The following is a 13818-nucleotide window of genomic DNA, read 5'->3' as shown; positions in this document are numbered from 1 at the left end:
CGGGTTCTGTCCAGAAAGGGCGCTGGCCGCGTTGCGCTCCTTGCGTGTGGCACCGCCACACGACGCGTCGCGCGCCTTGCCAGCGCCCTTTCTGGACAGAACGCATCTCACGCCTATTGATGAAATGAGTTCTAGCTATCACGTCGGGTGAATCATTCCAGCCAGTCGAGCTGCTTGGACAGCGACTCGCCCAAACGCTGCCAGCGCGTCTGGGTGGTGGCATCGATCTGGTTGGTGCGGGTTTCGACACGGCAGCCGCCGCGTTCGAGCTGGGCGTCTTCCTCGATCTTCCAGCCTTGCTGGGCCAGTTCTTCGCCCAGGTGCTCGCGCACCAAGGCAGCATCTTCCGGGTGCAGGGCCAGGCTGGCTGGCAGTTGCAGTACGGGCAGGGCGTGGATGGCGGCGCTCACGGTGGGCAGGATGAGCTCGGGGCGCACGTTCAACGCCGTCTTGAGCATGGACTTGGCCAGGTCCAGCGCCAGGTCCAGCAGTTCGGGCGCCATCTTTTCACTGCACTGCGAGACCTCGGTGCTGAAATTGACCGCGATCTGGCGGAAGTGCTGGATGATTTCGTTGACTTCCTGCTGGCCTTGCTGGAGCCCGGCCACGTAGCCTTCGGAGCGGCCGGCCTGCAGGCCGTGTTCGCGGCCTTCGGCAAAACCCTCCTGGCGGGCGGCTTCGCGGATGGCATCGAGCTGTTCGGCCGTCAGCTGCGGGACCGGTGGCGGCTCTTCGAGGAATTCTTCTTCCTCGGGCAGCGGTTCCGGTTCCGGTTCGGGCTCTTCGTTGAATGACGCCAGCTCCCATCGCTGGTAGGGCGTCATCTCTTCCTTGGGAATGATCTTTGCACGCATGGCTTATTTGACTCCTCAGGCCGGCATGCCGACGGCACCCTGCATCTGCCTCCACCGCATCAGACGAACGCGTCCTCGCCCTTGGCACCCAGCACGATCTGGCCTTCGTCGGCCAGGCGGCGCACGATCTGCAGGATGGCCTTCTGTTGCGCATCGACTTCGGACAGACGCACCGGTCCCTTGGATTCCAGGTCTTCCTTCATCATCTCGGCCGCACGCTGCGACATGTTGGCGAAGATCTTGTCGCGCAGGCCTTGCGAAGCACCCTTCAGGGCCACGATCAGCGACTCGGACTGGACTTCGCGGAGCAGCAGCTGGATGCCGCGGCCGTCGATGTCGATGATGTTCTCGAAGACGAACATCTCGTCCATGATCTTCTGCGCCATGTCCTCGTCGTAGGAGCGCAGGTTGTTCATCACCGCCGTCTCGTTCTCGCCCGACATGAAGTTGAGGATCTCGGCCGCGGTACGGATACCGCCCATCTGTTGTTTCTTGAGGCTTTCGTTGCCGGTCAGCAGCTTGGTCAACACGTCATTGAGTTCGCGCAACGCGGCCGGCTGCACACCGTCCAGGGTTGCAATACGAAGGATGACGTCGTTGCGCAAACGTTCCGTGAAATTGTTGATGATGCCGCAGGCATGGTCGCGCTCCAGGTGGACCAGGATGGTGGCGATGATCTGCGGGTGTTCGTTGCGGATGAGTTCGGCCACCGACTGCGCGTCCATCCACTTGAGGCTTTCGATACCGGAAGCATCGCGCCCGCCGAGGATGCGGTTGAGCAGGGAGGTGGCCTTGTCGTCGCCCAGGGCCTTGGTCAGGACGCTGCGGATGTACTCGTCCGAATCCAGGCCCAGCGAAGAGGCCTGGCCGGTCTCGGCGACGAAGGCTTCCAGCACTTCGTTGATTTCTTCGAAGCTGACGTTGCGCAGCGCCGACATGGCCGCGCCGAGCTTCTGGACCTCTTTCGGGCCCAGGTATTTCATGACTTCGGCGGCCTCATCCTCGCCCAAGGCGAGCATGAGGATGGCACCTTTCTGAACGCCGTCGTTACTCATTGTTCACCCATGACTTGATGATGCTTGCCACCAGCTTCGGATCATTCTTGGCCCACTGCTTGGCGGTTTCCAGATTGGCCTTGTACTGTGCGCGTTCGTCCACTGCCGGCTCGCCGGAGAGGTTGACGATGGCGTCGGGATCGTCCGGATCGAAGCCGGCGGCGACTGCTGCGGCAGCGGCAGCGGCTTCGGCCTCGGCCTTTTCCTTGGCCAGGCGTTCGCGCTCTTCGCGGCCCGACAGCTTCCAGACGATGGGGCGCAGCACACGGAAGTAGAGGAACAGCAGGACCGCAGCCACCAGCACGTACTTGCCGATTTCCTTGGCCAGTTCGATCATGCCCGGCTGCTTCCACAGCGGCACTTCCGGTTCCATGTCGGTGCTGAACTGGGTATTGACCACGTTGAGCGAGTCGCCGCGATCCTTGTTGTAACCCATCGCTTCCTTGACCAGGTCGGTGATCTGGTTGCGCTCGGCCTCGGTCAGGGGGCGCATCACGATCTTGCCGGTATTGTCCAGGGTGCGCTTGTAGTTCACCACCACGGCCACCGTCAGGCGGCGCACGCCACCCATGGGTTGCTGGGTGTAGCGGACCGTCTTGTCGACCTCGTAGTTGATGGTCTCGTCCTTGCGCGAATTGCCGCTGGCCGCCGGTGCCGGCGCCGCGCCATTGGGCGTGGCAGCCGTACCGTTCTGGTTGGCCGCGCCATTGGCCGCCGCCGGATTGACGATCTGGGCGGTGGCCGGGGCAGGGGGCTGGTTGGTCAGCGCACCCGGTACGCCCGAGGTGCCGGACGTGGCACTGTTGGCCTCGCTGCTCTGCTTGCTGCGCACGGCAGCCGTGTCGCGGGTCTGGTTGGGCTTGTAGGCCTCCGAGGCCTGCTCGCTGCGGGAGAAGTCGACATCGGCCGTGGCTTCGGCGCGGACGTTGCCGTTGCCGACGATGGGGGCGATGATGGATTCGACGCGCTTGACGATGTCCTGCTGCATGTCCTGGACATACTTCAGCTGGCTCGGGTCGAGCGTATTGGTCTGGGCTTGCTTGGTGGTGTCGGAGAGCAGGTTGCCGTTCTGGTCGACGATGGTGACGGCCTTGGGCGAGAGCTCAGGCACGCTGCTGGCCACCAGGTGGACGATGGCGCTGACCTGCTGCTGGTCCAGGAAGCGGCCGGGGTAGAGGCTCAGGATCACCGATGCGGTCGGCTTTTGCTGGTCGCGCACGAACACCGAGGCCTTGGGCAAGGCCAGGTGTACACGGGCGGTCTGGACCGAGGCCAGGGATTGGACGGAGCGTGCCAGCTCTCCTTCCAGCGCGCGCTGGAAGTTGACCTGTTCCAGGAACTGGGAAATGCCCAGCTTCTGGTTTTCCATCAGCTCGAAGCCGACGTTGCCGCCCTTGGGCAGGCCTTGCGAGGCCAGTTTCAGGCGGGCGTCGTGGACCATGTTCTCGGGCACCAGGATGGCCGTGCCGCCGTCCGAATACTTGTAGGGCACGTTCATCTGCTGCAGCGAGGCCACGATGGCGCCGCCGTCGCGGTCATTGAAATTGGCGAACAGGACGCGGTACTCGACCTTCTGGCTCCACAGCCAGATGCCGGCCATCAGCGCCAGGGTGGCGGCCGCAGCAATGATGAGCAGGATGCGCTTGCCCTGCGGCGAGCGGGCGTAGCCCATCATGCCGCCTTGTGCAGCCTGCCCCTGGGGCATGCCATCGGCATTGCCGAGTTCGCCTGGATTGTTGGTTTCGCCGGTCATCGTGCCGTCGGCTGCTACCGCCATGATTTCCCCTCTGGCGTTCCCTCGATTGCCAGCTTGATAAAGACTTTGATCACTGCCTACCTTTGTGAGGTTTTTGCTCAGTGTGGATTGTCCGTTGACAGGAAGAATTTGATCGCCCGAACAGAATGGCAAATTCCCCGCTTATTGGGCTGTTTTGTCAATGCGGCAGTGTTAAGGTGCTGCTGTAGTTGGCGAACGTGCGTATTGTGCTCTTGCCAAGCGGCAAAAAATGAACTCAAGAGGTGGGAAATGGCAATCGACAGCGTGATTGATACCAGCAAGATCGAGGCAATGGTCGCCCAGTTGAAGGCGGCCGCGGCGCGCGCCCAGGGTGGCGTGGATCCGGTCCAGAGTGGCGTGGCAGCGGGAAAGCCTGCGCAGCGCGTGGACTTTGCCGACGTGCTCAAGGGCGCGATCGACCAGGTCAATGATTCCCAGCAGAAAGCCGCCAAGATGTCGCAGGCCTTTGCCATGGGCGATGACAGCGTGAATCTGTCGGATGTGATGATTGCTTCCCAGAAGGCCAGCATCTCCTTCCAGACCAGCATCCAGGTGCGCAACAAGCTGGTCTCGGCTTACCGCGACATCATGACCATGCAGGTGTGAATTTTCTTTCTTTGGGCCGAACTGCTTGCCAGTTCGGCCTGCCATAACGAAACACCCCAGCGGCCGGCTATCCGGTGGCTGGGGTGTTTTGCTGTTGGGCGCAGCCGCATGGGCGCGCCGCTTTACATCATGCCGGAGGCTTTGGCGTTCTGTTCGCGTTCGAGCTTGGTGATGAAGCGCTGGATGGCGGCCAGGACGGTGCGGGGGATGTCGATGAACTGGCAGCCGAAGCGGTTGACCACCTTGCCGTTGGTCATCTTGAATTCCTTGCAATCGCGCACTTGAAGCTTGACCGAGACCAGGGTGTTGTCGCCCAGCTCAAGCTGGCAGTCCTCGTAGACGGCACCCGGGGTGGTGGGCAGCAGCTTCTTCTCGTCGGTGATGCCGACGCCGCCGGCGCTGATGTTGTTGAGCAGCGTGACCACGGTGACAAACGAGCCATCGGCCTGGGTGATGCGGAAGGTGCAGCGCAGGGGCTTGGCAATGGGCGTGGGAATGCGGAAATATTCCCGCCGTTGCAGGCGCACCAGGCTTTCCGGGATGTCGACCTTCAGGGCCGGGCGGCTCTGGTACTCGACCTGCCGGGCGCCGTCCACGTTGAAGGTGATGCGGATGCTGTTGTAGAGGGCTTCGAAGCCGATGCGCTTGCTGGACACGATGCTCTCGTTGAGCGTGGCGCTGGGCGCGGCATCGATGATGAGCGAGTCGTCATCCTCATCGACTTCCAGAATGGAAGTGATCACGGATTCGGAGCCGCCCTTGATCAGCAGGCTCAGGAGCTGGTTCTTCTCCATCATGCTGGTCAGCAGGGCAATGATCTCCCTCCGTGAATGAACCCGGTATGGGCTGTCGTCGTCGATCTCGTCGTGGTTAGCCATCTGTGCGTCGTGTACGTCGGAATTCAGCGAGTAGGATCGCTTTCCCCAGGGGAATTATTGGAATAGTTTGACCCCGTATCATACATCACTGACCCGCTTAATTGCATATTTTCAATACGATATAGCCAGGCCAGCAATTCAGCCACGGTGCGGTACAGCGCCGGGGGAATCTGCTGATCCAGCTCGACTTGCATCAGCAGGGAGACGAGCTCCTTGGACTCATGGACATACACGCCCGCATCGCGCGCCCGCGCGATGATGGCTTCGGCCACCAGGCCGCGGCCCTTGGCCACCACCTGGGGTGCGGCGTGGCTGGCGTTGTAGGCCAGGGCCACGGCATTTTGCAGGGGAATGTTAGGTTTCTCCATCGGCTTGCTTGACGATCAGGGAGTCGAGGGAGGTGCCGGCGGCCGCCATGGCATTGGCAAACAGGCCAGTATTGCCGCGCAGGGCTGCGGCAGCGGCTTCATTATCCGCTTTCACCTGGACGTGGATCTGCTGGCCGATCAGGCGGATCGAGGCCGATACACTGCCCAGGTGGGCGAAATTGAAGCGCACCACGCTGTGCCAGCTGGGGGCGTTTTCTTCGTCACGGCCTTGCGGGTTGGAACTGTCCTGGCCATGTTCCTGGCTGATTTCCCATTCCATCTTCTGGCCTGGCCAGATCTCGCCGTGCCAGACCACGCGCTGCTGCTCCAGCGCATTGAGCTGCAGGTTGATGAGCTGGCCCAGCTGGTTCTGCGCCGGATCGCTGTCGTTGAGCAGGTTGATCTCGCCACCGCTGCGCGCGGCTACCTGGGCTTGCGGCTCCTTCATCAGCTCTTCTGCGGGACGCTGGCCGGCGGCCCAGGCGGCGACATGGGATTCATAAAAGACACCGCTGTAGTTGATGCCATCCTTGAGCGCTGCCGCCATCTGGTCGGCAGGGACGCTGGCTTTGGGTAGCAGCGGGGCGGGCGCGTTGATATGGTCGGCCATGTCGCCTTGTTGCGACGCGTGCAGCAAGGTGTCGATGAGGCGCCCGGCGTGGCTGAGCGTGGTCGTGGTGCTGGACGGTGCGCCAGACTGACCCTGGCGCGCGCCTTTGGCCTGGGCGTCGGCGGCGATGTCCTCGTTCTGCGCGATCTGGCCGGCACCGCTGTCATCCCGGGTGACGAACTGCAGCGACTTCAGGTCCTTCTGCATGGCGCGTCCAGCCGTGCTCAAGGCCACCGAGGCGCTCTCCTCATCAGGGTGGATGCTGCCTTCGTTGACCGAGAAGGTTGGGCGGGGATCCTTGGAAACCAGCGTCAGGGTCAGCGTGTCGCCGACCTTGGCGGTATTGGGCAGCACCATGCGCGCCGCCGTATTGGCGATGCGTACCAGGAAGGTGCCGTCATTGAAGTTGGAAAGGATGCGGCCCGACATTTGCTGGCCGATGGCAATCTGGGCCAGGCGGCTGAAAGCTTCCTGCCTGGCATCGGCCACCGAAACGACCGGAGTGGCCGCTTCGACTGGATTGACGGGCTGGACGGCGCTGGCGATATCGGCCCGCGGCAACATGGTCAACTACCCATGCCGTAGGTATTGAGGAGCTTCTGTTCGGTCTGGTTGCTTTGGATGAGCGCCGACAGCTTGCGCAATCCCGGTTCGGTGAGGTTGCGGATGTCGCGGTCGTCTTCCAGGATCTTCTTGATGATGTCGACCTTGCGATGGCGCAGCGGCTCGGAGAGGGTGATGTTTTCTTCGCTGTTGCGCAGGCTGGCAATGTGCTGACCGCACTGCGCTTCAAGCGCTGCCAGCAGGTCCCAGTCGCCGGCGCGGGCAGCCGAGCGCATCTCGTCGGTCAATTGCGAGATGGACTCGTAGAGGGCGATGACGTCATCACCGGTCATGTCAGTCAAGCCTTTGCAAAGCTGGGTTGGGCGTTGTCTTGCAGGAAAGCCATCTGCGGTGCCGATTGGGCGGCGTTGGGGCCGATCTGTTCCCAGGCCGAGCGGATGTCATCGAGAAGACCGTGGATTTCGTCCAGGATGGCCGGGTTGTTGGTGGCATTGGCCTCGAACAGCCGGCGGCTCATGTATTCGTAGAGGGAGTCCAGGTTCAGGGCCAGTTCGCCGCCGACTTCCTTGTTCAGGCTGGCGCGCAGGCCGTTGTCGATGATCAGGATGGCCTTGGTGATGGATTCACCCTTGTCCTTGATGTTGCCTTCGCCCATGGACTTCTTGCCCAGGGCGATAGCGACCAATGCGCCGTCGAAGAGCATGGTGATGAGCTTGTGGGGGCTTGCGGCGATCACGCCGGTTTCCACCCCGATGTTGGCGTAGGCGTTGGCCCCGCGCTTCATGCTTCCGAACATGACGTTCTCCTATGTTCGCGGTGATGCTTCAACTGCTCTTGGCCAGGCTGGCCAATTGCTGGGTCAGGTAGCTCTGCGTGGACTGCATGCTGGCCAGGGTCGTGTTGAGACGATTGAACTGGTTGGTGTAGTCGTCCTTCAGGTTCGACAAGCGCGTCTGCACCGTGCTTTGGCGATCCTGGTTGATCTTCAGGCTGGCCTGCAGACCATTGGTCTTGGAGGCGATGATGCCGCTATCGCTCAGCAGGTTCGTCAGCAAGGTCTGCAACTTGGTGACGATACCATTTTTGGACGATGTAGTGTTGGTCGTATCCGGATCGGTGCCAGTGAAGAGATTGGCAATGCCGGCGAAATTGTTGGTGGTCGCCGTGGACAGCTTGGTGGCGTCCAGCGCCAGGGTGCCATCCTTCTGGAAGCTGATGCCGATATCGGACAGGCTGCTGATGCCGTTGCCGCCATCCACGGTGGCAAACAGGGTATTGCGCAGCTGGTTCATGATGGTCTGGACCGACGACTCGCTGGCCAGTGGCGCCGATGTGTTGGCCTGGCCCAGGGTGGTGGAGGGCGTCTGCGCGGTCATGCCCGCCACTGCCTTGGCCAGCGTGTTGTAGGCGGTCACGAAACTGTTGGCGGCGGTGCTGATGCCGGAAGTGTCGTTGCTGATGTTGAGAGTGAAGTTGTCCGCCGAGGTGGTGACCTTGGCCAGGTTCAGGGTCACCCCCGAGATGACGTTTTCGACCTTGTTGCTGGTGCTGGTGACGGCCACGCCATCGATGGACAGCTTGGCATCCTGGGCCTTGAGCAATTGGCCCATGCCACTCATGGTGAGGCCCGAATAGTCGCCGGTGCCGGTCAGCGACACTGCCGCCGTGGCGCTGCTGCCAGTCGGGGTCAGGACCAGGTGGTCGTTGCTGCCGTCATTGCTGATGGAGGCGGTCACGCCTGCGCTGGCGCCGTTGATGGCGCTCACGACCTGGTTCAGGTCGATGTTGCCGCTGCCGTTGGCGGTGGGGTTGATGGCGACCGTGGTGTCACCCACCTTCAGGCTCAGCGTGCCGGAAGTGTAAGTCTGGCCGGTGGTGACGTTGGGCGAGATTACGGTCCCGCTCGGGTCGGCGCTGAAGACCGAATAGTTGCCGGTGCCGGTGATCTTGATGGTGTTGGCCGCGCCGCTGTCCTTGGCGGTGATGACCAGGTGATCATTGGTGCCGTCGCTGACGATGGTGGCATTGACGCCCGCATCGCTGCTGTTGATGGCGTCCCGCACGCCGGCCAGGGTGTTGGTGGCGGGCTGGATGATGGCAGTCGAACCGGTGCCGGTCTTGATGGCCAGGATGCCGTTGTCGAAAGTGGTGCCCGGCGCGATGCTGGCCGAGCTCAGCTTCTGCGTCTGCGCCAACTGCGAGACCGCCACCGAGTAGGTGCCCGACGCCGCCTTGGTGGCGTCGCGCGGGGCCTGGATCTGTGTCATGGTGCTCGGCGTGGAGCTCGACGGATCGTAGGCGAACGCGGAAAGGCTGTTGTTGGACGTGACCTTGATGGTGTTGGCGGTACCGCCGGCGGTCGACTCCAGCACCAGGTGGTCACCGCTGCCATCGGTGGTAATGGACGCAGTCACGCCGGCCTTGGAGGCATTGATCGCATCGCGCACGCCGGCCAGGGTCGAGTTGGCCTGCAAGGTGATGAAGGTCGGGGAATTGGTGCCGACCTTGATGGCGATCGAATCGCCGGCGTTGTAGGTCGTGCCGCTGCTCACGCCCGCCGACTGCAGTTTCTGCGCCAGGATCTTGGTCGAGTTGTCACTGTTGACGTCGGCCGTGAAGGGGTCGGTGGTCAGGTTGCTGCCGGTACCGGCATTGCTCACCGAGCTCTTCTGGGAGCTGAAGCTGGCTGCGGTCAGGGCTTTGATGGCGGACTGATAGCTCGACAGCGCGCTCTTGAGGCTGCCATACGCAGAGATCAGGGTGTTGTAGCTGCTGGCCTGGGTGGTCAGCGGAGTCAGCTGCGTCTGGCTTTCGGCCGAGATCAGTTGACTGACCAGGGTGGAGACATCGAGCGGACCTGCCGATGTGGAAATGGTGCCGGTGGAAGTGGCCACGGTTCAACTCCTGAATCTTTGCGTGAGGCACAGCGCTGTGCGGTTGTCCAGCGCGGTCAAGAGGAGATGGGCTCTCAAGTACGGCGTCTGGGGCGAGGGGACGCTGTGCGAAATAACTATCTGAATCCGTTATGAACTGGGGTAGCCGAATCCGTCATGCGCAATGAGCGGGCATTGACGCATGCGGGTGTTCAGCCACTGCAGTTCGTACCAGACTCGAGGGGAAACTCAAGCCTTTTCCTTGATCAGCAAGCCTTGCATCTTGTCGATCGATTTGGCGATGGCGACAGCTTCTTCGCTGGGAATCTGGCGAATCACGGTGTCCGTAGCCGTATCGACGACCTTGATGATGGTCTTGCCGGTATCCTGGTCCTTCGAGAAATTCAACGCGGCAGCATTGGCGGCAGCGAAATCGTTCAACTTGCCCACGGCATCGTTGAGTTCGCTATCGGTGGCGCGTCGTGCTTCCGGGGTGGCCGCCGGTGCGACCGTCGATACCACGGGATCGGGCTTCTCGGCTGTCTTCGGCGCTGCATATGCAGTACCGGAGTCGCCAGCAGCAGTGATATTAAGTGGGGCAATCGACATGGTGCTACTCCCTTCCTTAAAGGAACGTGCGGAGAATAAGGTCTATCCCCCGCACGTCATCCTACCTAGCTATCTGGCTTATTTCAACAGCGAGAGGACCTGCTGCGGCGCCGAGTTGGCCTGCGACAGCATCGCGGTACCAGCTTGCTGCAGGATCTGCGCACGGGTCAGGTTCGCGGTTTCCTGCGCGTAGTCGGTATCCATGATACGGCTGCGCGACGCGGTGATGTTCTCGCTCGACACTTGCAGGTTGCTGATGACCGCGCTGAAGCGGTTCTGCACGGCACCGAACTCGGCACGCTTGGAGGAGATCAGGCTGATGGCCTTGTCCAGGTTCTGGATGGCCTTCTGAGCATCGCTCTGGGCGGACGGGTTGGCAACAGCCTGGTCCAGGGACAGCTTGGCGCTGTCAACGGCAGCTTGCAGGGTCACGGCCGACGAAGCCAGTGCCGAGGAGGACAGGGACGAACCGGTAGCGAACAGGTTGTCCAGGGCAGCCTTGGCCGAGGTGTAGGTCGCTTGCGCGGTGCTCACGCCGCTGGTGTCGCCCAGACCGATCAGGCCCTTGGCGCTGGTGCCGATGACGGTAGAGATGGTCGAGTTGTTCGACAGGTCATCCAGGGTGATGGTGATCTGGTCGTTCAGCTTGTTGTCTTGCACGTTGGCACCGACCTGGAACGACAGGGTCAGGGAAGCCGACACGTTGGTAGCGTCGGAGCCGGTACCAGCCGAAGCGCCCTGGCCCACACCGGTGAACAGGTTCTGGCCGTTGAAGCTGGTGCCGTTCAGGACGCGGAACACTTCCTGCGACAGCTGGGTGTATTCGTCGTTGAGGGTCTTGCGGTCTTGTGCGCTGTTGGTGCCGTTGGCTGCTTGCACAGCCAGTTCACGCATACGTTGCAGGTTGTCGCCGACGGTCGACAGAGCGCCTTCAGCGGTTTGCGCCATCGAGATACCGTCGTTGGCGTTACGTTGTGCAACTGCCAGACCCTTGATCTGGGAGTTCATGCGGTCGGCGATAGCCAGGCCGGCGGCGTCGTCCTTGGCGCTGTTGACGCGCAGGCCGGACGACAGACGTTGGATCGAGGTATTGAGCGACGACTGCGAGGAATTCAGGTTCCGCTGCGTATTGAGCGACGGAATGTTGGTATTGATGACTGCTGCCATGTTAATTCTCCTAAGATTTGAGACCGATGATCCGAGTTTCAGTGCCTAACGTTGGTCTTCTACCCATGAGCCCCAGGCGTTTCAACCTCTGTTGATTGCTTTATCGGGCAGTCTTGGAAAAAGTTTAGGGCTATTTGCAAAAAATCTTTTTCAAGGCTTTCCGAACTAAAACTGCGTGCTTTGAAACTCCAAGCAAATCCTTTTTCGACGGCAATTCCAAAAACTTTAGGAAAATTGCTGTTGCGGCCGAGAAAAAAGTTCCAAAAAGCAAAAACCGCCCGGCAAGGGCGGTTTGGCAGGACCAATGCGCGATCGGCAAGGGATCAGGCCTGGACTTTTTTCTGTTGCAGGATCGTTAGTTCCTCGCCAAGTTTTTTCAGCACGGAATCCCAATCGCTGACCGCTGGCTGGCGGAACAGGCGCATGCTGGGGTACCAAGGGGAGTCCTCCCGATCATTGAGCCAGCGCCAGTCCGGGACGTGCGGCAGCAGCACCCAGGTGGGGTGATTGAGGGCGCCTGCCAAGTGAGCCACTGAGGTATCGACGCAGATAACCAGGTCAAGATTGCTGATCGCCGCAGCCGTATCGGCAAAGTCCTGGCAGTCGTTGCCCAGGTCAAAGACGGGCAACTCAGATGGCAATTCCTTGAGTCCTTCTGCCGGCTTGCCTTTTTGTAAAGAATAGAACTCGACCTTGGGCAGCGCGAAGAGCTGCTTGACCTTTTCCAGCGGGATCGAGCGATGGCGATCATTGCCGTGTTCCGGATTGCCGCCCCAGACGATGCCGACACGCAGGTTTTCCTCAGATCTTGTCAATGTGGAAATCTTCAGTTTCCAGTTTGCTGCCAGTGCCGGATCGGCAGAGAGGTAGCCCTCCGGATAGCGGGGGATATCCTCGACCGTGTGCGTACGCATCGCATAGGGCAGGCTCATGAGAACATAGGCGCAGTCGCAGGGCGGCAGCGGGTCGCTTTCGCGCACCAGCGTGACCTGGGGAGTGAAGGATTGGAACAGGCGGTAAAGAGGATTCTTCACATGCAGCGCGACGCTGGCGCCTTGCGCCATGAGCAGGCGGGCGTAGCGCAGGAACTGGATGCTGTCGCCGAAGCCCTGTTCGTGCATCAGCAGGATGCGCTTGCCGGCCAGCGAAGACTTGCCATCCCATTTGGGAATGACCTCGAACAACTTGTGGATCAAGCGATAGACGTGGGCGCGTTCCTTGGTGGTCAGGCGGCTTTCGTGGCACTCCCAGCCTTCCTCGAATTCGCCGCGCAGCAGCAGGGTCAGTGCCAGGTTGTGCTTGGCGGTCGGGTAATTCGGGCGCAGGGCCAGGGCCTGGCGGAAGTTGCCGAGCGCGTCGTCATAGTCGCCGTGATCGTGCTGGATGGCGCCGATGTTGTTGTAGGTCATGGCGTGCTTGGGATCCAGTGCCAGGGCCTGCTTGAACATGCGCATGGCATCCTCGAAGCGGTCGCCCGTGTTGAAGTAGCTCGAGCCGAGCTTGACGTAGCCATTGGGATCCTTGGGCGCGATTTCGATGACGCGCAGCATGTGTTCATGGGCTTCGTCGATCTTGTTCAGTTTCAGGTAGCTGTCGGCTATCTTGTTGTGGGCGTAGGTGTCCTGCGGATCCAGCAGGATGGCTGTCTTGTGGGATTCAACGGCTTCCTTGTACATCTCCATGGCGTGGAATGCTTCGCCCAGGGCGGTGTGGGAGGGTGCAAAATTGATCTGGTATTCGAGCGACTTCAGGATGGTCGCGACGGCCTCGTCGAAACGTCGCGCGTCGATCAGGGCCCGGCCCAGGTGCGACAGGGGGCCGGGCGCATTGGGTTCGCGCCGGGCGGCGTCCTCGAAGTATTTGATCGAGGCTTCCGGGTCGTTCTTTTCGTGCAGGGCATTGGCCAGGCCGATGCGGGCCGCCCGGTTCTCCTTGTCCAGTGCGATGGCGCGCTCGTAAATGGCAATGGATTCATCGATACGATCCTGGCTCAGGACCGTGCCGGCCAGGTTGCTCAGGTATTCGGCATTGTTGGGATCGGCCTCAATGGCCTTGCGCAGATATTGTTCGGCTTGCGCGAACTGGCCTTCCTGCATGGCGATGAGTCCGCGCGCGTGGTTGGCGAAGACCAGGTTGGGGGCGCGGGCGAGCACGGCCGTGCAGATCGTCTTGGCCTCGTCCGTCTTGCGGCTGTCCAGCAGATCGAGGCATTTGCGAACGTCCAGCAGATCCTGCAGATTGGACTTGGCGGCGGCGGGCGCCGGAATGTGTTTGCCGTGCTTGTTGCTGCTCTTGCGCGTCGACATCGAAAAAGATCCTCTTGGTTGGGCGCATCGGTTGCGCCGGGCATAGCTATCCAGCAGGCATGATATGCGCAACGCGTCACCGGTGAAGAGGTGAATAGAAAGCAAAAAACCTCCGTTTTAGGCGGAGGTTCATGCAGCAACGGACAATCAA

At 61.3% G+C, this 13818-nt stretch carries 13 protein-coding genes; 1 reads left to right on the top strand and 12 read right to left on the bottom strand.

All coding sequences use genetic code 11. The annotated features are described in order from the left end of the window. Positions 1–152: 152 nt before the first annotated feature. Genes fliH through fliF form a run of 3 tightly spaced genes read right to left on the bottom strand, consistent with a single transcriptional unit; the run spans position 153 to position 3686 of the window. Positions 153–854 carry a flagellar assembly protein FliH gene (fliH, locus tag FYB76_RS10275; RefSeq protein WP_145602420.1) on the bottom strand — a complete coding sequence of 234 codons (702 nt, stop codon included), beginning with the start codon at positions 852–854 and terminating at the stop codon, positions 153–155. A gap of 59 nt (positions 855–913) precedes the next feature. Next, positions 914–1909 (bottom strand): flagellar motor switch protein FliG, encoded by a 996-nt coding sequence (gene fliG / locus FYB76_RS10270; RefSeq protein WP_034338562.1) that lies wholly within the window; start codon positions 1907–1909, stop codon positions 914–916. Beyond that, positions 1902–3686: a flagellar basal-body MS-ring/collar protein FliF gene (fliF, locus tag FYB76_RS10265; RefSeq protein ID WP_154133574.1), complete on the bottom strand. Its 1785-nt coding sequence runs from the start codon at positions 3684–3686 to the stop codon at positions 1902–1904. The genes fliG and fliF overlap by 8 nt, the downstream gene beginning before the upstream one ends. A 249-nt stretch (positions 3687–3935) precedes the next feature. Between fliF and fliE the strand changes: the two genes are divergently transcribed. Continuing rightward, the gene (gene fliE / locus FYB76_RS10260) at positions 3936–4292 is read left to right on the top strand and encodes a flagellar hook-basal body complex protein FliE (protein ID WP_154133573.1); all 357 of its coding nucleotides are present in this window, start codon (positions 3936–3938) and stop codon (positions 4290–4292) included. A gap of 122 nt (positions 4293–4414) precedes the next feature. Here the strand turns inward: fliE and FYB76_RS10255 are convergent, their stop codons facing one another. The 9 genes from FYB76_RS10255 to FYB76_RS10215 form a co-directional block, all read right to left on the bottom strand. Next, positions 4415–5170: a flagellar brake protein gene (locus FYB76_RS10255; RefSeq protein WP_088753763.1), complete on the bottom strand. Its 756-nt coding sequence runs from the start codon at positions 5168–5170 to the stop codon at positions 4415–4417. Between the two features lie 23 nt (positions 5171–5193). Continuing rightward, entirely contained in the window at positions 5194–5538 is a 345-nt protein-coding gene (locus FYB76_RS10250) for an EscU/YscU/HrcU family type III secretion system export apparatus switch protein (protein ID WP_088753764.1), read from the bottom strand. Next, complete coding sequence (locus tag FYB76_RS10245) at positions 5525–6712, bottom strand: flagellar hook-length control protein FliK (protein ID WP_154133572.1); 1188 nt, start codon at positions 6710–6712, stop codon at positions 5525–5527. The genes FYB76_RS10250 and FYB76_RS10245 overlap by 14 nt, the downstream gene beginning before the upstream one ends. Before the next feature lie 2 nt (positions 6713–6714). Then, the gene (locus FYB76_RS10240) at positions 6715–7044 is read right to left on the bottom strand and encodes a flagellar protein FliT (protein WP_088753766.1); all 330 of its coding nucleotides are present in this window, start codon (positions 7042–7044) and stop codon (positions 6715–6717) included. Between the two features lie 5 nt (positions 7045–7049). Beyond that, positions 7050–7508: a flagellar export chaperone FliS gene (fliS, locus tag FYB76_RS10235; RefSeq protein WP_088753767.1), complete on the bottom strand. Its 459-nt coding sequence runs from the start codon at positions 7506–7508 to the stop codon at positions 7050–7052. 28 nt (positions 7509–7536) lie between these two features. Further along, entirely contained in the window at positions 7537–9606 is a 2070-nt protein-coding gene (gene fliD / locus FYB76_RS10230) for a flagellar filament capping protein FliD (protein ID WP_220405935.1), read from the bottom strand. Between the two features lie 228 nt (positions 9607–9834). Then, positions 9835–10194, bottom strand: a complete 360-nt coding sequence (locus FYB76_RS10225) for a flagellar protein FlaG (protein ID WP_154133571.1) — start codon at positions 10192–10194, stop codon at positions 9835–9837. A gap of 78 nt (positions 10195–10272) precedes the next feature. Further along, positions 10273–11361: a flagellin gene (locus FYB76_RS10220; protein ID WP_154133570.1), complete on the bottom strand. Its 1089-nt coding sequence runs from the start codon at positions 11359–11361 to the stop codon at positions 10273–10275. A 323-nt stretch (positions 11362–11684) separates the two neighbouring features. Further along, positions 11685–13667: a tetratricopeptide repeat protein gene (locus tag FYB76_RS10215; RefSeq protein WP_154133569.1), complete on the bottom strand. Its 1983-nt coding sequence runs from the start codon at positions 13665–13667 to the stop codon at positions 11685–11687. Positions 13668–13818: the final 151 nt, after the last annotated feature.

It is taken from the genome of Herbaspirillum sp. CAH-3 (genome assembly GCF_009668275.1).
In the GTDB taxonomy this organism is placed as follows: domain Bacteria; phylum Pseudomonadota; class Gammaproteobacteria; order Burkholderiales; family Burkholderiaceae_D; genus Herbaspirillum; species Herbaspirillum aquaticum.
Note: the sequence above shows the minus strand (reverse complement) of the source record. Positions and strands in the feature narration are given on the sequence as shown.